General features: G+C 44.4%; 14 protein-coding genes. 3 read left to right on the top strand and 11 right to left on the bottom strand.

Annotation, left to right across the window (positions count from 1 at the left end; translation table 11 throughout):
• Positions 1 to 108: 108 nt before the first annotated feature.
• The 3 genes from vsple_RS01200 to vsple_RS01190 form a co-directional block, all read right to left on the bottom strand.
• Positions 109 to 666: a VC2662 family protein gene (locus tag vsple_RS01200; RefSeq protein WP_255231612.1), complete on the bottom strand. Its 558-nt coding sequence runs from the start codon at positions 664 to 666 to the stop codon at positions 109 to 111.
• 604 nt (positions 667 to 1,270) lie between these two features.
• Positions 1,271 to 2,917 (bottom strand): chaperonin GroEL, encoded by a 1,647-nt coding sequence (gene groL / locus vsple_RS01195; protein ID WP_261882461.1) that lies wholly within the window; start codon positions 2,915 to 2,917, stop codon positions 1,271 to 1,273.
• A 52-nt stretch (positions 2,918 to 2,969) separates the two neighbouring features.
• The gene (locus tag vsple_RS01190) at positions 2,970 to 3,260 is read right to left on the bottom strand and encodes a co-chaperone GroES (RefSeq protein WP_032551221.1); all 291 of its coding nucleotides are present in this window, start codon (positions 3,258 to 3,260) and stop codon (positions 2,970 to 2,972) included.
• A gap of 195 nt (positions 3,261 to 3,455) precedes the next feature.
• Here vsple_RS01190 and vsple_RS01185 point away from each other — a divergent pair, with 195 nt between their 5' ends.
• A complete protein-coding gene (locus tag vsple_RS01185; protein WP_261882460.1) occupies positions 3,456 to 4,805 on the top strand; it encodes an MATE family efflux transporter in 1,350 nt (449 codons plus the stop codon).
• A gap of 120 nt (positions 4,806 to 4,925) precedes the next feature.
• On the opposite strand, the gene gpmM is transcribed toward vsple_RS01185, so the two are convergent.
• The 7 genes from gpmM to vsple_RS01150 form a co-directional block, all read right to left on the bottom strand.
• Positions 4,926 to 6,458 carry a 2,3-bisphosphoglycerate-independent phosphoglycerate mutase gene (gene gpmM / locus vsple_RS01180; RefSeq protein ID WP_261882459.1) on the bottom strand — a complete coding sequence of 511 codons (1,533 nt, stop codon included), beginning with the start codon at positions 6,456 to 6,458 and terminating at the stop codon, positions 4,926 to 4,928.
• 323 nt (positions 6,459 to 6,781) lie between these two features.
• Positions 6,782 to 8,482 carry a putative bifunctional diguanylate cyclase/phosphodiesterase gene (locus vsple_RS01175; RefSeq protein WP_261882458.1) on the bottom strand — a complete coding sequence of 567 codons (1,701 nt, stop codon included), beginning with the start codon at positions 8,480 to 8,482 and terminating at the stop codon, positions 6,782 to 6,784.
• A gap of 19 nt (positions 8,483 to 8,501) precedes the next feature.
• Positions 8,502 to 8,927, bottom strand: coding sequence for a response regulator (locus vsple_RS01170; RefSeq protein WP_261882457.1), 426 nt, complete (start codon positions 8,925 to 8,927; stop codon positions 8,502 to 8,504).
• On the bottom strand, positions 8,917 to 10,695 hold the full coding sequence (locus tag vsple_RS01165) for a CHASE domain-containing sensor histidine kinase (protein WP_261882456.1): 1,779 nt from the start codon (positions 10,693 to 10,695) through the stop codon (positions 8,917 to 8,919). The genes vsple_RS01170 and vsple_RS01165 overlap by 11 nt, the downstream gene beginning before the upstream one ends.
• Before the next feature lie 598 nt (positions 10,696 to 11,293).
• Positions 11,294 to 12,889: a sensor domain-containing diguanylate cyclase gene (locus vsple_RS01160; protein WP_261883101.1), complete on the bottom strand. Its 1,596-nt coding sequence runs from the start codon at positions 12,887 to 12,889 to the stop codon at positions 11,294 to 11,296.
• A gap of 236 nt (positions 12,890 to 13,125) precedes the next feature.
• Positions 13,126 to 13,365: a hypothetical protein gene (locus vsple_RS01155; RefSeq protein ID WP_261882455.1), complete on the bottom strand. Its 240-nt coding sequence runs from the start codon at positions 13,363 to 13,365 to the stop codon at positions 13,126 to 13,128.
• Between the two features lie 352 nt (positions 13,366 to 13,717).
• The gene (locus vsple_RS01150) at positions 13,718 to 14,272 is read right to left on the bottom strand and encodes a porin family protein (protein ID WP_261882454.1); all 555 of its coding nucleotides are present in this window, start codon (positions 14,270 to 14,272) and stop codon (positions 13,718 to 13,720) included.
• Between the two features lie 804 nt (positions 14,273 to 15,076).
• On the opposite strand from vsple_RS01150, the gene vsple_RS01145 reads away from it, so the two are divergent.
• The gene (locus vsple_RS01145; protein WP_261882453.1) at positions 15,077 to 16,786 is read left to right on the top strand and encodes a putative bifunctional diguanylate cyclase/phosphodiesterase; all 1,710 of its coding nucleotides are present in this window, start codon (positions 15,077 to 15,079) and stop codon (positions 16,784 to 16,786) included.
• A gap of 44 nt (positions 16,787 to 16,830) precedes the next feature.
• Here vsple_RS01145 and vsple_RS21985 read toward each other — a convergent pair whose 3' ends face one another.
• Positions 16,831 to 17,034, bottom strand: coding sequence for a type II toxin-antitoxin system YafO family toxin (locus vsple_RS21985; RefSeq protein WP_420833786.1), 204 nt, complete (start codon positions 17,032 to 17,034; stop codon positions 16,831 to 16,833).
• Between vsple_RS21985 and vsple_RS01140 the strand changes: the two genes are divergently transcribed.
• Complete coding sequence (locus vsple_RS01140; protein WP_261882452.1) at positions 17,023 to 17,496, top strand: DUF6998 domain-containing protein; 474 nt, start codon at positions 17,023 to 17,025, stop codon at positions 17,494 to 17,496. The two genes, vsple_RS21985 and vsple_RS01140, sit on opposite strands and share 12 nt — an antisense overlap.
• The last annotated feature ends 11 nt before the right edge of the window (positions 17,497 to 17,507 follow it).

The raw sequence follows: 17,507 nt of genomic DNA, 5'->3' as shown, positions 1-17,507 counted from the left end.
AACAATATCGATGAATAACTCTTGATTTTGAGTCATTCATCGAACATCAAAAAGCACCTAATCTATCGACTTAGGTGCTCACAGTGATTTGGCTTTTGATTGTAGTCGTTATTTAGCGAAGTTAACGATCGGGAAGCAAGGGAAGAAGCCGTTGTCAGCACAGTTAATTAGGCCAACTTGCACCCCTTCAATCTTGTTGGTTTTGTTGAAGATACCCACTTGTACCGTCGAGACTTCAGACAAGTTCGCTGCACCGACATCGACCATAGTGTCGCCTTTCGAGTAGTTCACGAAACTTACGTTAGCGCCTTTTACATTGTTGGTAATGTTCACAGCACCAAAGTTAACACCCGTTGTTTGGCCTTCATTCCAGTTGAAGAAACCCAAAGATGCACCGGTCATCTCTTGGTTTACCTTAGACGCACCAAAAAATCCAAGGTTTACACCCGTTGTGGTTTGAGTTTCAGACATACCAATCACCGCAAGATCTACACCTTTTAGGTCATTGACTTTACCGTGAAGTAGCGCCACGCGAACACCGCCAACGGCATCAGAATCTGGTGCATTAAATCCATTGATTGTTGAGAACATCACTGGCGATGAAGCAAAGGCCGCCGGAGCGATGACCGCTGCTGATACTGCAAGTACTGAAAGTAGTTTTTTCATTGGGGAGTCTCCACTGACTGAATCCGAGATTGATTCGTTTATTAGCGATCAATAAGTCAATTATTAATCGATAAGTTCACTAACAATCATAGAGTTATCTCATTATTTTGCTTTATCTAACAGTCATCCATGTTAAATCAATGTCATAACTGTCTTTTTGAGTATAGAGCAGATAGGAGCAGATGCGGGATTCGAGTGAACGAGATGATAAAAGACTAAGAGCCAGATTCCCTACTACGCTCGTCCCTCGCTATAGGGAATGACGCCAGTTCGAAGCATTCAGTATTCACGTCATTCCAGAACTGAGGAACGAAGTGTCTGGAATCTCAACACCTGACCATCTTCTCTACCCAAGTAACTAGATTCCCTATCACGCTCGTCCCTCGCTATAGGGAATGACGAGAGTTCGATGTACTTAGCATTCACGTCATTCCAGAACTGAGGAACGAAGTGTCTGGAATCTCAACACCTGAAAATCTTCTCTACCCAAGTAACTAGATTCCCTATCACGCTCGTGCTTCGCTGTAGGGAATGACGATGTCAGGACATAAAAAACGGAGACCGAAGTCTCCGTTTCAATGTCACTATGAATAGCGAGGGGTGATTACATCATACCGCCCATGCCACCCATACCGCCCATGCCACCCATATCAGGCATAGCTGGCGCGTCTTTTTGCGGTAGGTCTGTTACCATCGCTTCTGTTGTGATCATTAGACCAGCAACTGATGCAGCAAATTGTAGTGCGCTGCGAGTTACTTTCGTTGGATCTAGGATACCCATTGCGATCATGTCGCCGTACTCGCCAGTCGCAGCGTTGTAGCCGTAAGAACCTTCGCCGCCTTTCACGTTGTTCGCAACCACTGACTCTTCGTCACCTGCGTTCTTCGTGATTTGACGGATTGGCGCTTCCATTGCACGTAGTGCTACGCGGATACCCACATTTTGCTCTTCGTTGTCGCCTTCAAGACCAGCAACTTTAGAAGCAACGCGGATAAGTGCAACACCACCACCCGCAACCACACCTTCTTCAACTGCAGCGCGAGTTGCGTGAAGTGCGTCTTCTACACGGTCTTTCTTCTCTTTCATTTCAACTTCAGTCGCAGCGCCAACTTTGATTACTGCAACACCGCCTGCTAGCTTAGCAACACGCTCTTGTAGTTTCTCTTTGTCGTAGTCTGAAGTCGCCTCTTCGATTTGTTGACGGATTTGAGCAACACGACCTTGGATCATCGCTTCTTCACCCGCGCCATCGATGATGGTTGAGTTTTCTTTAGTGATCGTCACACGCTTAGCTTGACCTAGGTCTTCTAGCGTTACTTTCTCTAGGTCTAGACCGATCTCTTCAGAGATAACCGTACCGCCAGTTAGGATAGCGATGTCTTGTAGCATTGCTTTACGACGGTCACCGAAACCAGGTGCTTTAACAGCCGCCACTTTCACGATACCGCGCATGTTGTTCACAACTAGCGTTGCAAGCGCTTCGCCTTCTACATCTTCAGCGATGATTAGAAGTGGACGAGATGCCTTAGCAACCGCTTCTAGAGTCGGAAGAAGTTCACGGATGTTCGATACTTTCTTGTCGATAAGAAGGATGAATGGGCTTTCTAGATCAACAGAACCCGCTTCTTGGTTGTTGATGAAGTAAGGTGATAGGTAACCGCGGTCGAACTGCATACCTTCAACCACGTCTAGCTCGTCTTGCAGCGCTTGACCTTCTTCAACTGTGATAACGCCATCACGACCCACTTTTTCCATCGCTTCAGCAATGATGTTACCTACTGTTGCGTCAGAGTTTGCAGAGATAGTACCTACTTGCGCGATAGCTTTGGTGTCTGCACATGGCACTGACAGTGCTTTTAGCTCTTCAACTGCTGCTGCAACTGCTTTGTCGATGCCGCGCTTAAGATCCATTGGGTTCATGCCAGCAGCAACGGCTTTTAGGCCTTCGTTTACGATAGCTTGAGCAAGTACTGTTGCTGTCGTTGTACCGTCACCCGCAGCGTCGTTTGCTTGAGACGCTACTTCTTTCACCATTTGTGCGCCCATGTTTTGGAACTTGTCTTCAAGCTCGATTTCACGTGCCACAGAAACACCATCTTTAGTGATGGTTGGTGCGCCAAATGATTTGTCTAGAACAACGTTACGACCTTTAGGACCTAACGTTACTTTTACTGCGTCAGCCAGAACGTTTACACCTTCTAGCATTTTAACTCGTGCGTCGTTACCAAATTTAACGTCTTTAGCAGCCATCTTTATTTCCTTTAAATTCTATTTTCAGTCAGTTCAGTTTATATAGCGCGGATTACTCAACGATCGCCATGATGTCGTTTTCAGACATGATTAGAACTTCTTTGCCGTCGATCTTTTCTGTTTTTGTGCCGTAGCCTTCAGCAAAGATAACGGTGTCGCCAACTTTAACGTCCAATGGTTGTACTGAACCATTTTCTAGGATGCGGCCTTTACCCACAGCTAGAATTACACCGCGAGTTGATTTTTCTGCGGCAGAACCAGTTAGAACGATGCCACCAGCAGATTTAGATTCAACTTCTTGGCGCTCAACGATAACTCGGTCATGTAGAGGACGGATATTCATCGGTCTTATCTCCTGATAATTTCCATTTAAATTGATAGTTGCCACGATTGGCGTGGGCTCCTTCTCTATGTTGGGGCGAAGTGAAAGATCCCAAGGGGTTATAGAAAAAATTTGTGATCTCAAAGGGCAGATGCTTTCCTTTCTTTCCAAGCCACATCTGTTTATCCTACGCTTTTAGTTTTTACGGCGTTGTACATGCGAGATAAGCACGGGCTTTTGACGGCTCCCATAGCAGAGACATTGCGAACCATGACCATACCGACCATCTTCGGTATGGTGGCGATCTTGATGTTCAACCTTGTCGATACCTTCTTCATCTCACTGCTGGGTACACAAGCGCTCGCAGCCGTGAGCTTCACCTTCCCGATCACCTTTGCGATTAACTGCATCACCATGGGGATTGGGGTTGGACTTTCTACCAACATCGGTCGGCTACTTGGCAAAGGCAACTCCGACAATGCGGCACGTTTTACCGCACATGGACTATTGCTGGCCGTCATTCTCGTCATTAGTGCTTCAACGCTCGGTATTTTCACATTAGAGCCTTTGTTCCGAGCACTTGGCGCTGAGCCAGAGTTGCTACCCTTGATATCGGAATACATGTTGGTGTGGTATCTCGCGATCCCATTGCTCGTGATTCCAATGGCAGGTAACAGCGCGATTCGTGCCAGTGGCGATACCAAAACCCCCGCCAAAATTATGATGTTGGCTGGCCTTATCAATGGCGTGCTCGACCCACTACTCATCTTTGGATACGGGCCTTTCCCTGAACTCGGTATTCAAGGAGCCGCGATAGCGAGTGGTTTGAGTTGGTTTGGCGCGTTGTGCGGCTCACTTTACGTGCTTATCAAACGTGAGAAGCTTTTGGCACTGCCTAAACCTAAAGACATGTTCAATGATTGGAAGCAGACCCTTACCATTGGCACGCCAGCGGCACTATCTAATGCGCTGAATCCGCTGGCAGGCGCGATTATTATGATGATGCTCGCCAAGCAAGGGACTGAGGCTGTGGCTGCTTATGGAGCTGCGCAACGAATTGAGTCGATATTGATCATTGTGTTGATGTCTCTCACCTCTGCCCTGACCCCTTTCATGGCGCAGAACTTTGGGGCGAGCAACCCAGAGCGTAGCTTCAAAGCCTTGTTCCTAAGCATGCGCTTTGCCGTGCTGTTCCAAGGGCTCATCTTCTTGATGATGGTGCCACTTAGTATTCCGCTCGCCGCCCTTTTCTCTCAAGAAGAGTCGGTTCGCGACATCTTATGGCACTACTTGTTAGTCGTCCCGTTCAGCTATGGTTTCCAAGGCATAGTGATGATGCTGATTAGCGGCATGAACGCCATGCACAAACCACTCAAAGCTTTCCAATGGAGCTTTATGCGCCTATTCCTGTTCACGCTACCTTTTGCTTGGATTGGTAGCCTGCTAGATGGTATTGAAGGTCTATTTATTGGCTTGGCATTGGGGAACGTCGTAGGTGGTGTTGCGGGGTATTGTTATGCACTTAAGATGAGGGATGCGAGTATCGAGATACGAAAAGATTGTTAGAGCATCCGCTTTTAAGCCCTTCGCATCTCGTTTACCCGCCTCTCGCATCTAAAAAACAAAAAGCCCGCACAACAAGGTGCGGGCTCTCAGTATTTTGCGTACTGTTCAATAACTCGAAAGCTATTTAACCAGAACTGTACCTGTCATCTCTGCTGGGATTTCTAGACCGACTAGAGAAAGCATTGTTGGAGCTAGGTCAGACAGTTTACCGCCTTCTTTGAACTCAACGTCTTTGTCACCCACGTAGATTAGAGGCACTGGTAGGTTTGTGTGAGCAGTGTGGATACCACCTGTCTCTGGGTCTACCATCATCTCTGCGTTACCGTGGTCAGCAGTGATCAGCATTTGACCGCCCACTTCTTCGATAGCTGCTGTTACTTTAGCAACACACTCGTCCATCGCTTCAATCGCTTTTTCTGCAGCTTCATAAACGCCAGTGTGACCAACCATATCTGGGTTCGGGTAGTTACAGATGATAGTGTCGTACTTACCAGACTTGATAGCCGCAACCATCTTCTCAGTTAGCTCAGCAGAGCTCATTTCTGGTTGTAGGTCGTAAGTCGCCACTTTTGGAGAAGCAACTAATTGACGCTCTTCACCTTCAAACTCGTTCTCAACACCACCGTTGAAGAAGAATGTAACGTGTGCGTATTTTTCCGTTTCAGAGATACGTAACTGAGTTTGACCTTGCTTAGATAGCCACTCACCGTAGGTGTTCTCTAGAGACGCAGGTGGGAATGCGATAGCTAGTGGGATGTCCGCAGCGTATTGCGTTAGCATCACGAAGTTGATTGCCGGGAACACTTCACGCTCGAAGCCGTCGAAATCTGGTACGAACGTACGAGTGATTTGACGTGCACGGTCAGCACGGTAGTTCATGAAGATAACCGCATCGCCATCTTGCATGATCGCGTCTTCTTGGCCTTCCGCCTTGATCGCTGTTGCTTTAACGAACTCGTCGTTCTCTTCACGAGCGTAAGCCGCTTCTAAACCAGCCACTGCAGATTCTGCTGTGAATTCTGCTTTCGCTTGAGTAAGAAGATCGTAAGCTACTTGAACGCGATCCCAGTTGTTATCACGGTCCATTGCGTAGTAACGACCCACTAGAGAAGCCACACGGCCTTTACCTAGTTTAGCGAATAGGTCTTGGAAACGTTGTAGAGAGTTTTGTGCGCTACGTGGCGGCGTGTCACGGCCGTCTAGGAAGCAGTGCAGGTAGATCTTCTCAGCGCCACGTGCTGCCGCCATTTCAACCGCTGCGTAGATGTGGTCTTCGTGAGAGTGTACGCCACCTGGAGACATAAGACCCATGATGTGTACTGCTTTCTCAGCTTTAACTGCAGAGTCAATCGCTTCGACTAGAGCAGGTGTTTCAGCGAACTCACCATCAGCGATAGATTTAGTGATACGAGTTAGGTCTTGGTATACCACGCGACCTGCACCAATGTTCGTGTGGCCCACTTCTGAGTTACCCATTTGACCGTCAGGTAGGCCTACATCCATACCAGAAGCAGAGATTAGCGTGTTTGGTTTGTTAGCAAACAGGCTATCGATAAATGGAGTGTTTGCATTCGCGATTGCGTTATTTGCTGTGTCTTCACGGTGACCGTAACCGTCAAGAATCACTAGAGCCATAGGCTTCTTAGCTGACATAGGACTGACCTCGTTCAATTCAAAATAAATCGGTATAAAAACAAATTAGCGTAATTTTACTACAGTTTACAGTCAAAACTGTAGTGGAAGATCAAGAAAGCTCGCAGGTAAGAGGATCGGTTATGAAAAAAAGTGTCATTTGATGATCGCTTTTTTGCTACTCCTTATTTATTCTGCCACAAACAAGAAGCCTCCCCCCTGCGTCCGAACAAAATGTACCGTAACAGTTATGTCTATTTACAGTAAGGGGATTAAAACACTCTCAACCCAACATGCCTTTCGTCACCGCTTTGGGGGTGGCTCTACCACTTTAATCTATCAATTCATGCAGCACAGAAATATTGACGCTCAAAAACCGTTACAGGTAGTGGTTTAGAGTAATAATATCCCTGTAAACGTTTCACTCCCACCTCTTTACATATAGCATCATGAATGTCCGTCTCTATCCCTTCTGCTACCGTTTCGTATTTTAAGCTGTGTGAGAACGCACAAATTGCGGTAAAGAGTTGTCTTGGTTTTGTCCGTTCAATGCTCTCAACAAAAGAGCGATCGATTTTGATCACATCAATCGTATAATCCTTCAAATGAGACAGTGAAGAGTAACCGGTCCCAAAATCATCCACAGCCACTTTCACACCTAAATCACTGATTTTACCTAAAGCTTCAGACGCCCACTCACCAGAAATAAGGTTACTTTCCGTAATTTCAAACTCCACATTTGAAGCAGGGATGCCATAAATCTCAAGAAGGTGTTTCACTTTTTTCGCTAAAAAACGGTCAGTTAATTGACGTGGGGATAAATTAATCGCTAACGTAAAGTCCTCTGTCAACATTTTGCTGTTTAACCAAGACTGTAATTGTTTCAAGGCCGTCTCGATCACCCAAAAACCAATATCGACGATCATCCCAGTTTCTTCTGCCACAGGTATGAAGCTGTCTGGCGGAACCATCCCTAACTCCGGATGCTTCCATCGCAACAAAGCTTCAGCTCCTATTAGTTTCATATCCACATTAAACTGAGGTTGGTAATAAAGCTCCATCTCATTTTTTACCAAGGCTTGCTTGAGGCCTCTTTCAAGCTCTGCTCGGCGGTTCATTTGATCATGAAACGCTTTTGAATAAAACTGGGCTTGATTCCTTCCTTTCTCTTTAGCACGATATAACGCAATATCAGCACATTTGCGTAACTCGATAGAGTTTGATGCACATTCAGGGAAACTTGCAATCCCCATACTAATCGTTAAATCTAAGAACTCACCGTCCACACACATCGACGAACGAAACTCAGACAAAAGTCGATTGACCAACTGTTGGACGTACTGTTTATTGTTTCCAATAGGGAATAGAAGCGCAAACTCGTCACCACCTAAGCGACATAAAATATCATTATACCCTACGCAGCGGTTAAGCTTCTCAGCCACCTCTTTGAGGACTCTATCCCCTAAAACATGCCCATGACGATCATTGACATCCTTAAATCTATCAATATCGATCAACATTAAAGCAAACGAGGAGCTCTCTTGTGCCGACGAAAGCAGTTTTTTAGTTAAACGTTCTTCAAAAAAATGGCGATTATTCAGACCAGTTAAACTGTCACTCTCCGCTAGTCGCTTTAACTCAATATGTGTCTCCAACACTTGCTGTTCAAGCTGATGTCGTTCAGATGCAATAACAATTGCTCGTCTCAGTCTTACGGCCGTTACTTCACTTTTCATAATGAAATCTTGAGCGCCGGACTCAATACACTTCAAGGCAATCTCTTCATCGTCATTGTGGCTCAACATTACAATCGATGTAGAAAAATCATTTTTTGCGCGCAGCTCGATTAACAGTTCAAATCCGTCAGTGGACGGAAGTTGGTAATCCAGTAAGATCACATCAAATTGTTGTTGCAAAGCCAGCTCCAAGCCTTTAGCACCGGTGTCGGCTGTCTCAATAACAGCTAGAGGCAAATCTGTATTTTTTAATGTTCGAACAATAGACAGAGTATCGACTGTATCGTCATCAATGATCAAAACCTTCATTTAAGCCCCCTTGGCTTTATTATTTTGGTAACTCAACAAGGTTCCAATAATTTTCTAGAAAACTAATAAGCTGTTTGTAATCTTTGTCGGATGAAGATTTCACAATATAACCTGCGACATTTTTCTTATAGGCTGCAGATATTTCTTCATCAAGTTGGGAGGTCGTAAGCACAAAAACCACGATGTCACTCAATTTTTCGTCCGAGCGAATGGCTGACAAAAACTCCATTCCACTCATTCGCGGCATGTTTAAATCCAAAAGCACAATGAAAGGGCGAGCCACCGCATCGTTTTTAAGCGCCTCTAATGCCTCTAATCCATCACGAGCTCGGTGTATAGTGTTGAGTAAATTGAACGCTCTTAATGAACGTTGAATACCCATCGCATCGATATCGTCGTCTTCCACCAGAAGAATACTGACCGTTTTTCTATCGTTATGTTCCATATGACCTCCTTTTTTCGAGTAACTCTTCAGTGGGCCATGTAAAGCTAAAGCAACACCCGCCTTGTGCATTAGCGCGCAATTCGAAGTGGCAGTCGTAAAGTTCTAAAGTTTTTTTGATGATAGACAAACCTAGACCACTACCTTCAACCCTATCACGAGGTTGTAGTGTATGAAAAAGCTCAAAAACCTTATCTTGAAGCGGGATGGGAATTCCAGGTCCGTCATCTTCTACACGGAACTCGTAATGATTTTCTTGGTTAACACCAGAAACCTTAATATTGGCATGTTCTTTATCGTGATGTTTAATGGCGTTAGAAATCAAATTTCGTAATATTAAATCAAGTGGGACACCCAACGTTCGAAAAGGGCCAATACTATCGTTGCAAATAAGTGTTGCCTTATTGTCCGTATTCAATAACTCAAATGTCTCTTTGACATTGTTCGCTAAAGAGAAGTCTTGAATATCATCTTTTTTTCTACCGACTCTAAAATATGATAATAAGTCATCGAGTAATTGTTCCAACCTGGCAACTCGTCCCTGTAAAAGACGACTATACTCTTTTGTTTCTGGGGTTAGGTACTCCTCGATGTCTTCATTTATCCATGACACCAATTGCGATATCCCTCTCAAGGGCGCTTTTAGATCGTGCGATGCAACATAAGCAAACTGATCAAGCTCTCTATTTGCTCTTTCTAGATCAAGGTTTCTTGTTTCTAAATTGGCGGAAGTTCGCTCTAGACGATCCGTCCGGTCTTGCAAATCTTGGCTCAATCTTTTTGCATAACGTTGAGCTTTCTCTTCTCCATTTCTCAATATCATCAGAATGACAGCTAGCATGGCGTTCACGATTAAGCCAAACAGCAAGATCAATGTTGGTTGATTACTCTGGTGTTGGGCTTCGAATAAAGGCGATGATTGAAAATCAAAAATCCACGTTCTTCCATACATATTCACTTCTAATTGCTGCTCAAAAATGGGGGGCTCTAACGAGGATTCGCGAGCGCCTGCCTGCTCATCATAGAGCGACACATCGCCATCATGGATACTGAAATTAATGAGGCGATTAGCATCATCAAGCGTCCCATTCATTAAGTTTTGAACAATAAAAGGGGCATAAACTAATCCTAAAAAGCCATCCGCGTCATCACCGTAGTATTCAGGCACGTTGTTCCTATCAAACCACGGAGCATAAAACAGAAAACCCGGGGTTTGCTTAGAGTCTTGAACTAATATTATGGGCCCTGTGATTTGAGGGCTCCCTTTCTCTCTTGCAAGCTTTGCTGCTGTATATCGATTATTTTCATGGGCAATATCCAGTCCGACAGCAGCTCGGTTTGCCTCTTCAGGTTCAATATAAGTAATAGGCCAATAGTCTTCAGCGTTGCGAATGGGGTGCACATCATACAAAGGAGAGCTCTCTTGCTGCCAAGCCAAATAAGAGGGGCTTTTTTTCTTAGGTACATAGTGAATAACGCCAATCCCACTCACGCCAGGAAAATGAGATGTTATATCAAATTGATTCGCAAACACCTTCCAATTGTCGCGGTTAACCGTTGACGAAAACATATGATTCGCCGCCAACCCCGCGTTCAATGCCTCTTCATATTTACGCATTCTTTCTTGAACAAGCCCGAGCAATTGATTGACTTGAAAATCAAACTGAACCTGAGATTTTTGATGCGATTGCTGACGTGTGACTTGCCATGCTGCAATAGTTAGGATCAAAGAGCAGGCCAGAACAAGGTAATGAAACCAAGAAGAGGTCACTAGTGATTTCTTTATAGAGATACGCATCCTCACTTTATTGTACAAAGTGCATAAAAAAATGATATGACTGTGACGCTACCTTTTATCTGTAGAAATGTAAACACTCCGTCGACTTTTCTCACTCATCATTCTCAAACATCAACTGTGAAAATGAGCATTGTCATCCCGTCTAATACAACGTCAACGGTGCCGCTTGATCACCTAGCACTTTGAGATTTTATCGAGCACTTAAAAAGATCGTAAGAAGCCACCCTATATTCCCCAAGCATCGCGCAGATGATGCCCATCACAATGCAAAGTCTAGTGCGACATCGGCGATGAAATAGCGACGGTTTTGAGCGACCTTTAACATGAATATGGCGTTTAGTGAGTCTCTTTTTTATAAGAAAGGTTCTCTCTAACAACTGTGGTATGCCTTGCTAGAGAGTTTGTTTTATTGCAGATATATTATCGGCAAAGGACGTGTGTCAATATCAAACAGCCAACTCTTGTATTTAATGACATGGCTGATCTGCTTGATATCGGTGCGTGTCGTACTTCTCAGTTGAACTCAGGCTTTAGTCATGATTTTCTAACGCACCAAATAGGCGAAAAACGCTCACTGGGCTGATTGAGACTGTTGTTCGTGTTTTTCATCGGAAAGATAAACTTCAGAGCGGTTCCTACCATTATGTTTTGCTCGATATAACGCGGTATCGGCCTCTTTTAAAGTCATATGAACGGGTTTATCTTTCCCTTCCCAAAAAGCCACGCCAATCGAAACCGTGATCTGTCCAACAGAAGCAAAGTCGTGTAACGCCACCTTCTCACGTAACCGCTCTGCAAATCTAAAAGCGGCCCGCACATCAGTATTGATTAAAAATATAATAAATTCTTCCCCACCAGAGCGAAACAGTAAATCTTGCTCTCTAGAGTGTTCCTTCATTAATTGGGAAAAGCACCTTAATAAATCATCACCGACATCATGCCCAAAGTTATCATTAACGACTTTAAAATAATCAATGTCTAATGCAAGAATCGAAAACGGTGTCGTTTGAGGCTGTAAGCTCTCAACCGCTTTATCTAAACCTCTCCGATTTAATAAACCCGTCATAGAGTCCGTTAAGCTTGCAGTATGCAGTGTATCAATCGTTTTAAACGCCACTCCAAAAGACTTTAAGAAACTACTTTTCAATTGCGAGGCTTCAAAATACCAAGAGTTGACTTTCTTAACATCATTGACGGTACCGACATGACTATCAGCACCTCTAACTGCCAGAGCTAATTGTTTTAATGGCTTGGATATAAAATGAGAAAACACCCAAATGAGTACTAACGTCAATAATCCGACCGGAAGCGTAGTGACAAACACCTCTTTCATCTGTTGATTCACCAAAAACAACGTACTTTCTTTGGATTTCTGAGCAACCACTCCCCAACCTGATCGAGAGATAGGAGCATACCCTGCCAACATTTGAATACCTAAAGAGTTGACAACATCTAAACTGCCACTTTCGCCCTTGGATACCGAATTAATGGCGCGATTGTTTCTGATGACTTGACCGATTCTCGATTTGTTTGGGTGATAAATCAACGTTCCATGACGATCCACAACGTAAAGGTAAGAGCCATCCACATAACTGTGATCATTCAACAAATCCGACAATATATTCTCGGCTTCTAGATAAATAGTCCCACCGATGTAGCCAAGATATTCTCTCTGATTCGAAAAAATGGGGTAGGACAGGCTAATAAGATAATTACCTGCAGGAGAGACGAAAGGATCCGTCACTAAAGGAGCTTGGGCTTTTAAAGATTGGAGTGAACTTTCACTCGTCAACTGAACCCCTTTCACATTCACCGTCTCAGGAGATACGGCCGTAATAACGCCATCAGCATTCACAATGACAACCGAATTAAACAACTTGGTTTGATTTTTGAGTCGTTTCGTTTCTTCTGTCAAAGCACTCCTGTCATTCGCCCTTTGGGAGAGCGCGTTTGCACTGTACTGGAGTTGTGTCATTGCGGAATCAAGAAACGCATCCGTCATGTCTGCCATCTTTTTAGCATACACTCGGTTAGACTCAAGGGTCGTATGGATGATGAGCTCTCGCTGCACCTGGTAAAGTGAATAGAAAGCGTTGAACAAGGTGACCACCGTAGCAAACACACACAAAATTACTATTAACTTTCTTAAATTCACCCTTTCCAACATCATTTCTACCCACTCGCTTGCATAATATCGTCATCACATCAATGCTTTAAGCATCAGTTTTCAGTATATTACTCGAGTTGGACAGTGCATTGCGACTCTTTCTTTATCTCAAACAACCAAGACATTGCTTTAAAGACACTCACTGCGTACGGACATCGGCACACTTTTCGGTCAATAATTCGTCCACCATAGCGAGTTCAATATCGCTGCCAGTCATCGTTGTTCAATCGTTCCCTTTACGATGACTTCGTCATCTGCCGTGTTGCTAGATCTGGCTCTTTTCGGTCATAAATAAGAGCGATATGAGGAGGCTGAACGGCTTTCACTGTTTCAGAAACCGAAACGCCCTGCTTCAAATCAACAGAAGTCAGAGTGTTGTGGATTAAAAGATTTGGGCAAATAGTTAAAGTCCCGTGGTGCCTTAAGGCCGTTTTCATTCCTCCTGAAAACCCAAAAAATAAGAGACTTGTAGCCATGAATGTTTCATCCTGAGACACAACCGTGGCGATTGAGGGCCCTTTGAGACAGTGTGCATCGCAATGCTACAACCAAGGTAATGAAAAAGACACGCCCTACCCGTCTTGTCTGCGCCCCCATGAGTGCCGTCACTCCCGAATCCAAAACGGCGGACGACTTTGCTTGATATCGTGACATCGATGTCACTCAAGCACAGAGCGAACATCAAGGTCATGTTTTGGTCACCATGCAAAACACGTCGCGCTCATGATCCCATGAGCGCTATTGCTTTGATACGAAGGCGGTGATGAAACGCCACGCCCTAGCGTTTTAAATCGCGAAAGGCCAATTCGCATGCGCGTAAAGATGCGCTTAGAAACGTACCGTGGCGTTCAGTTCGTAGTTCCCCACATCAAGATCGTCCATGATATACAGCGAGTAGCCCACACCGACGCTAAAGTTATTGATGCGCAGATCGGCCCCGACACCATACATGCCCTCCGTACCACTGTTATCTATACTCCCCCCTAAACGATGTGTGACTTCGGCATCGTAAGAATGAACCCCTGCACGCGCATACAAATCAAAAAAGCCAATCGGTAAGATGGGTTTGACTGCAATGTATTTGGTGGTATTAGAAAGTTCAACGTCGGCGTCAACGTCGACAGACCCCATATCAATGTAACCAAGCTCGACACCGAGGTACGGATTGAATTGGTAACCAGCGCGAACGCCTGCGATTGCGGCTGTGTCCGTGATCTCATCTTCTTTATAGTCGGTGAATCCAGTTGTCCCCGTAATAAAGAATGTGCCACCCAAACCACCTTGCCCCATCATTTGATTGAACGCCCCAAAGTTTGGAAGTGACGCTGCTTGCGTTGAAGCTGAAACTGCACATACCAAAGCGAATACCACTGCTTTTTTCACTGTTTTATTTCCTTATTAACACATTGTATTTAGACACCATTTGGTTAAACCAATCATTCGGTTGATGATTATACGTATCCGAACCATTTGGTTGTCGTTATGAGTCCTTAAGCAATTTATATGCCACTAATCACCTATAAGATTTAAAGAGGTAGGGCGAATAAAACAGGCAGAATATTGCCACCTATCGGCAACACCGATGGGAGCGGTGAAAGCGTGAGGCAAAAGGTGTCCGCAAAAGAGAGGCTTCAATCTCCCATTGAATATCGTGACTTCCTTGATGTTGCCTCACAGAAGCCATATGAGATGAGATAAAAGCACCGTTCGATTCTTTTAGAGAAACGCAACATGCTAGCCTTCCGTGTCAAGCATTTGTGTGAGAGCTTAGGCAAACTGTGTCTGAGACGAATTAGAGGAAAGGGGGAGCTATACAACAGGCGAGATTCTTTCTAACACTCGACAACCGAAAGTGATGTGTGAGGCGTTTTTCAAGGTCGTTGCCATCATTTTCTCTCTTTTTCAGACGTTCACTCCTTCGTGAATCAAGTACGTCGGGTCGGATGATATGAAGCAAACTCAAAAGAATATCAATGTCATACAAGCCTATCTTTACCCAAGCAGCTTTGGTTTCAATTCAGAGCCTCATCACAACTTTCAGACTTCCCTCTTACTCTTCCCCCATCTTCATTGGGATATTATATACTTATATATGCACCAAATTTTATAATACCACTTAATACTTGACGGTTCAGCTTGTCGAGAACAGCACGAGAGCTCCATTCTTAGAATAAAGGTTAGCGATCTATGAAACCTACGAAGCCAAGTCATCACTCTGATGAAGACCATTTTATTCAGTTGCTGGATACGCTGCCTAAAGTATCCGTTCAAGGTTATGACGTTAACCGACGTGTGATCTACTGGAATGAGGCCAGTACAGTAATCTATGGGTATGACCGCAGTGAAACCCTTGGCAATCGACTTGAAGATCTCATCATCCCAGATGAAATGCGAGATGAAGTCATACAGCGTCATCAAGGCTGGATCAAGCAAGGGATACCTATTCCATCCTCTGAGCTCATGCTTCGTCACAAAGAGGGGCACCTCGTCCCAGTGTTTTCTGCACACGTAATGTTAAAACAACACACCAACTCCCCAGAAATGTTTTGTGTAGATATCGATTTATCCGAACAATATGCCGCTCGCAAGGAATTACAAGCTCTTGCCATTACCGATCCGATGACCTCCCTCCCAAACCGACGAGGTTTAGAGCAAGAATTGGACATTAGGATCACTCAAGCTCATTCCTTAAACCAACCCTTTGCCGTGTTGTTTATAGACTTAGATAATTTTAAATATATCAATGATACCTTAGGTCATATTTGGGGAGATCGCTTATTGCTTTCCGTAGCCAAAAGACTCAAAACAATCATTCGAAAAGAGGACTTTCTGGCGCGTTTTGCCGGAGACGAATTTATCTTGTTCATTCACAGCATCGAATGTACGGACGACGTCCACATCATTGCAAATAAAGTCGTTCGAGCGTTTAATCAAAGCTTTGCTCTTTATGATGAACATGTATTTCTCACCGCTAGCGTTGGCATCAGTCTCTATCCGCGTGATGGCGGCAGCAAAGAGACGCTACTGAAACATGCCGATATTGCGATGTATCAAGCGAAGAAAGCGGGGCGGAACCGTTATGAGTTCTATACCTCGTCCCTCAGCCAAGCGTTGCAACAACAATGGACCCTTTCATCACAACTCCGCGACTCTTTACTTAATGATGAGTTTAAGCTGGTTTATCAACCCCAGTTCGACTTTCAAACTGGGCGATTGCTCTCTTGCGAAGCTCTCCTTAGATGGGTACCCTCAGAATCAAATAGAGCGGTGTTACCCGACATTTTTATCCCGATTATGGAGCGTTCCGACCTGATCCTCCTCATTGGAGAATGGGTACTCAAACACGCGTGCATGCAAGCGAGAGAATGGAAAAAAGCCGGCATAAACATCCGGATTGACATCAATGTGTCTGGCAAACAGTTAGAGCGTATCGATTTTTTTAATCAATTAGAGGCTTACCGAGATGAATATGGTTTGTCTGCATCGGATCTGGGTATTGAATTGACGGAACACACTTTGATTCAATCACCTGACTGGCTAATCGAGGCACTGAATACCCAAAAGGAACAGGGTATGAACATCGCGCTTGATGACTTCGGCACTGGCTATTCTTCGTTAAGTTATTTAAAGTGCTTCCCAATCACCCACTTAAAAATCGATCGCTCCTTCATCCACCTTGCTCCTGAACACCCTCTAGATGCAGCCCTAGTCCAAGCCATGGTCAATATTGCTCATCAATTGAATCTAACGATTGTCGCTGAAGGCGTCGAAACCCCGTCGCAAAGCCAATTTTGTCAAGCTCAGAACATTGATGTGGTACAAGGTTACTTATACGCTAAGCCTATGCCTGCAGAGCAAATCCTAGCTTACACTACCCAGGTAATACGGCTTCGATAGCGGTTAATTTTTTCGTTAGCCTGCATCAAAGTCTAAGATCGCAATTAACAGGAAACAACTCGGTTCATTCCAGCCTTGGCATGGCAATACACGAAGTGCTTATCACTTGTGTGATAAAACTGGATAGAGTTTAAGAATGGAGCATCAGTAGCAGCTAAATGAATGCGCTTCACTTCTTCTGACTTCAGGATTGTACTGTGGGAAAATTCACACTCGTAAGAGTAATAAGGAGAGATATGGAAATCCATCACGCTGTCAAAGAAATGCTAAAAATTGTAGAAGCTCTCCAAAAGCAATACAACAAAAAACAATTTACGTTAGATGGAAGGTTAGTTGGTGACTTGGGCGAGATTCTAGTCGAACAAGACTACGATCTAGAACTGTACCCTGGCCTAGAAAAACATCACGACGGAAAAACACCTGATGGTCGAAAGGTGCAAATAAAGACCACAATGAAAAACTCTCTGACGTTTCCAGTCGACCACACTCCAGAATACTACATAGGTATTAAGATTCTTCCCGATGGCAGTTATTACGAGGTATTCAATGGCCCCGGAAGTGTTGCTGGTGAAGCCGTCAAGAACAGGAAACCAACTAAAAATAACCTTCATTCAATCTCATTATCCGCTCTGGAAAAGCTCAGTGAAAGAGTGTCAACACAAGATCGAATCCGAAAAAAACAAAACCCGAATACAAATAGCAGTGGATAATCAAGTCACTT

Origin of the sequence: Vibrio pelagius, assembly GCF_024347575.1 — a bacterium.
GTDB lineage: Bacteria > Pseudomonadota > Gammaproteobacteria > Enterobacterales > Vibrionaceae > Vibrio > Vibrio pelagius.
This window is presented reverse-complemented; position numbering and strand designations above follow the sequence as displayed.

Bases quoted from the DNA above. Each gene is read 5' to 3' on its own strand.
- vsple_RS01155 (WP_261882455.1), bottom strand. From the start codon at position 13,365: ATGGCTACAAGTCTCTTATTTTTTGGGTTTTCAGGAGGAATGAAAACG.
- vsple_RS01140 (WP_261882452.1), top strand. From the start codon at position 17,023: ATGGAAATCCATCACGCTGTCAAAGAAATGCTAAAAATTGTAGAAGCT.
- groL (WP_261882461.1), bottom strand. From the start codon at position 2,917: ATGGCTGCTAAAGACGTTAAATTTGGTAACGACGCACGAGTTAAAATG.
- vsple_RS01170 (WP_261882457.1), bottom strand. From the start codon at position 8,927: ATGGAACATAACGATAGAAAAACGGTCAGTATTCTTCTGGTGGAAGAC.
- vsple_RS01185 (WP_261882460.1), top strand. From the start codon at position 3,456: ATGCGAGATAAGCACGGGCTTTTGACGGCTCCCATAGCAGAGACATTG.
- vsple_RS01175 (WP_261882458.1), bottom strand. From the start codon at position 8,482: ATGAAGGTTTTGATCATTGATGACGATACAGTCGATACTCTGTCTATT.
- vsple_RS01200 (WP_255231612.1), bottom strand. From the start codon at position 666: ATGAAAAAACTACTTTCAGTACTTGCAGTATCAGCAGCGGTCATCGCT.
- vsple_RS01145 (WP_261882453.1), top strand. From the start codon at position 15,077: ATGAAACCTACGAAGCCAAGTCATCACTCTGATGAAGACCATTTTATT.
- vsple_RS21985 (WP_420833786.1), bottom strand. From the start codon at position 17,034: ATGGATTTCCATATCTCTCCTTATTACTCTTACGAGTGTGAATTTTCC.
- vsple_RS01160 (WP_261883101.1), bottom strand. From the start codon at position 12,889: ATGTTGGAAAGGGTGAATTTAAGAAAGTTAATAGTAATTTTGTGTGTG.
- vsple_RS01190 (WP_032551221.1), bottom strand. From the start codon at position 3,260: ATGAATATCCGTCCTCTACATGACCGAGTTATCGTTGAGCGCCAAGAA.
- gpmM (WP_261882459.1), bottom strand. From the start codon at position 6,458: ATGTCAGCTAAGAAGCCTATGGCTCTAGTGATTCTTGACGGTTACGGT.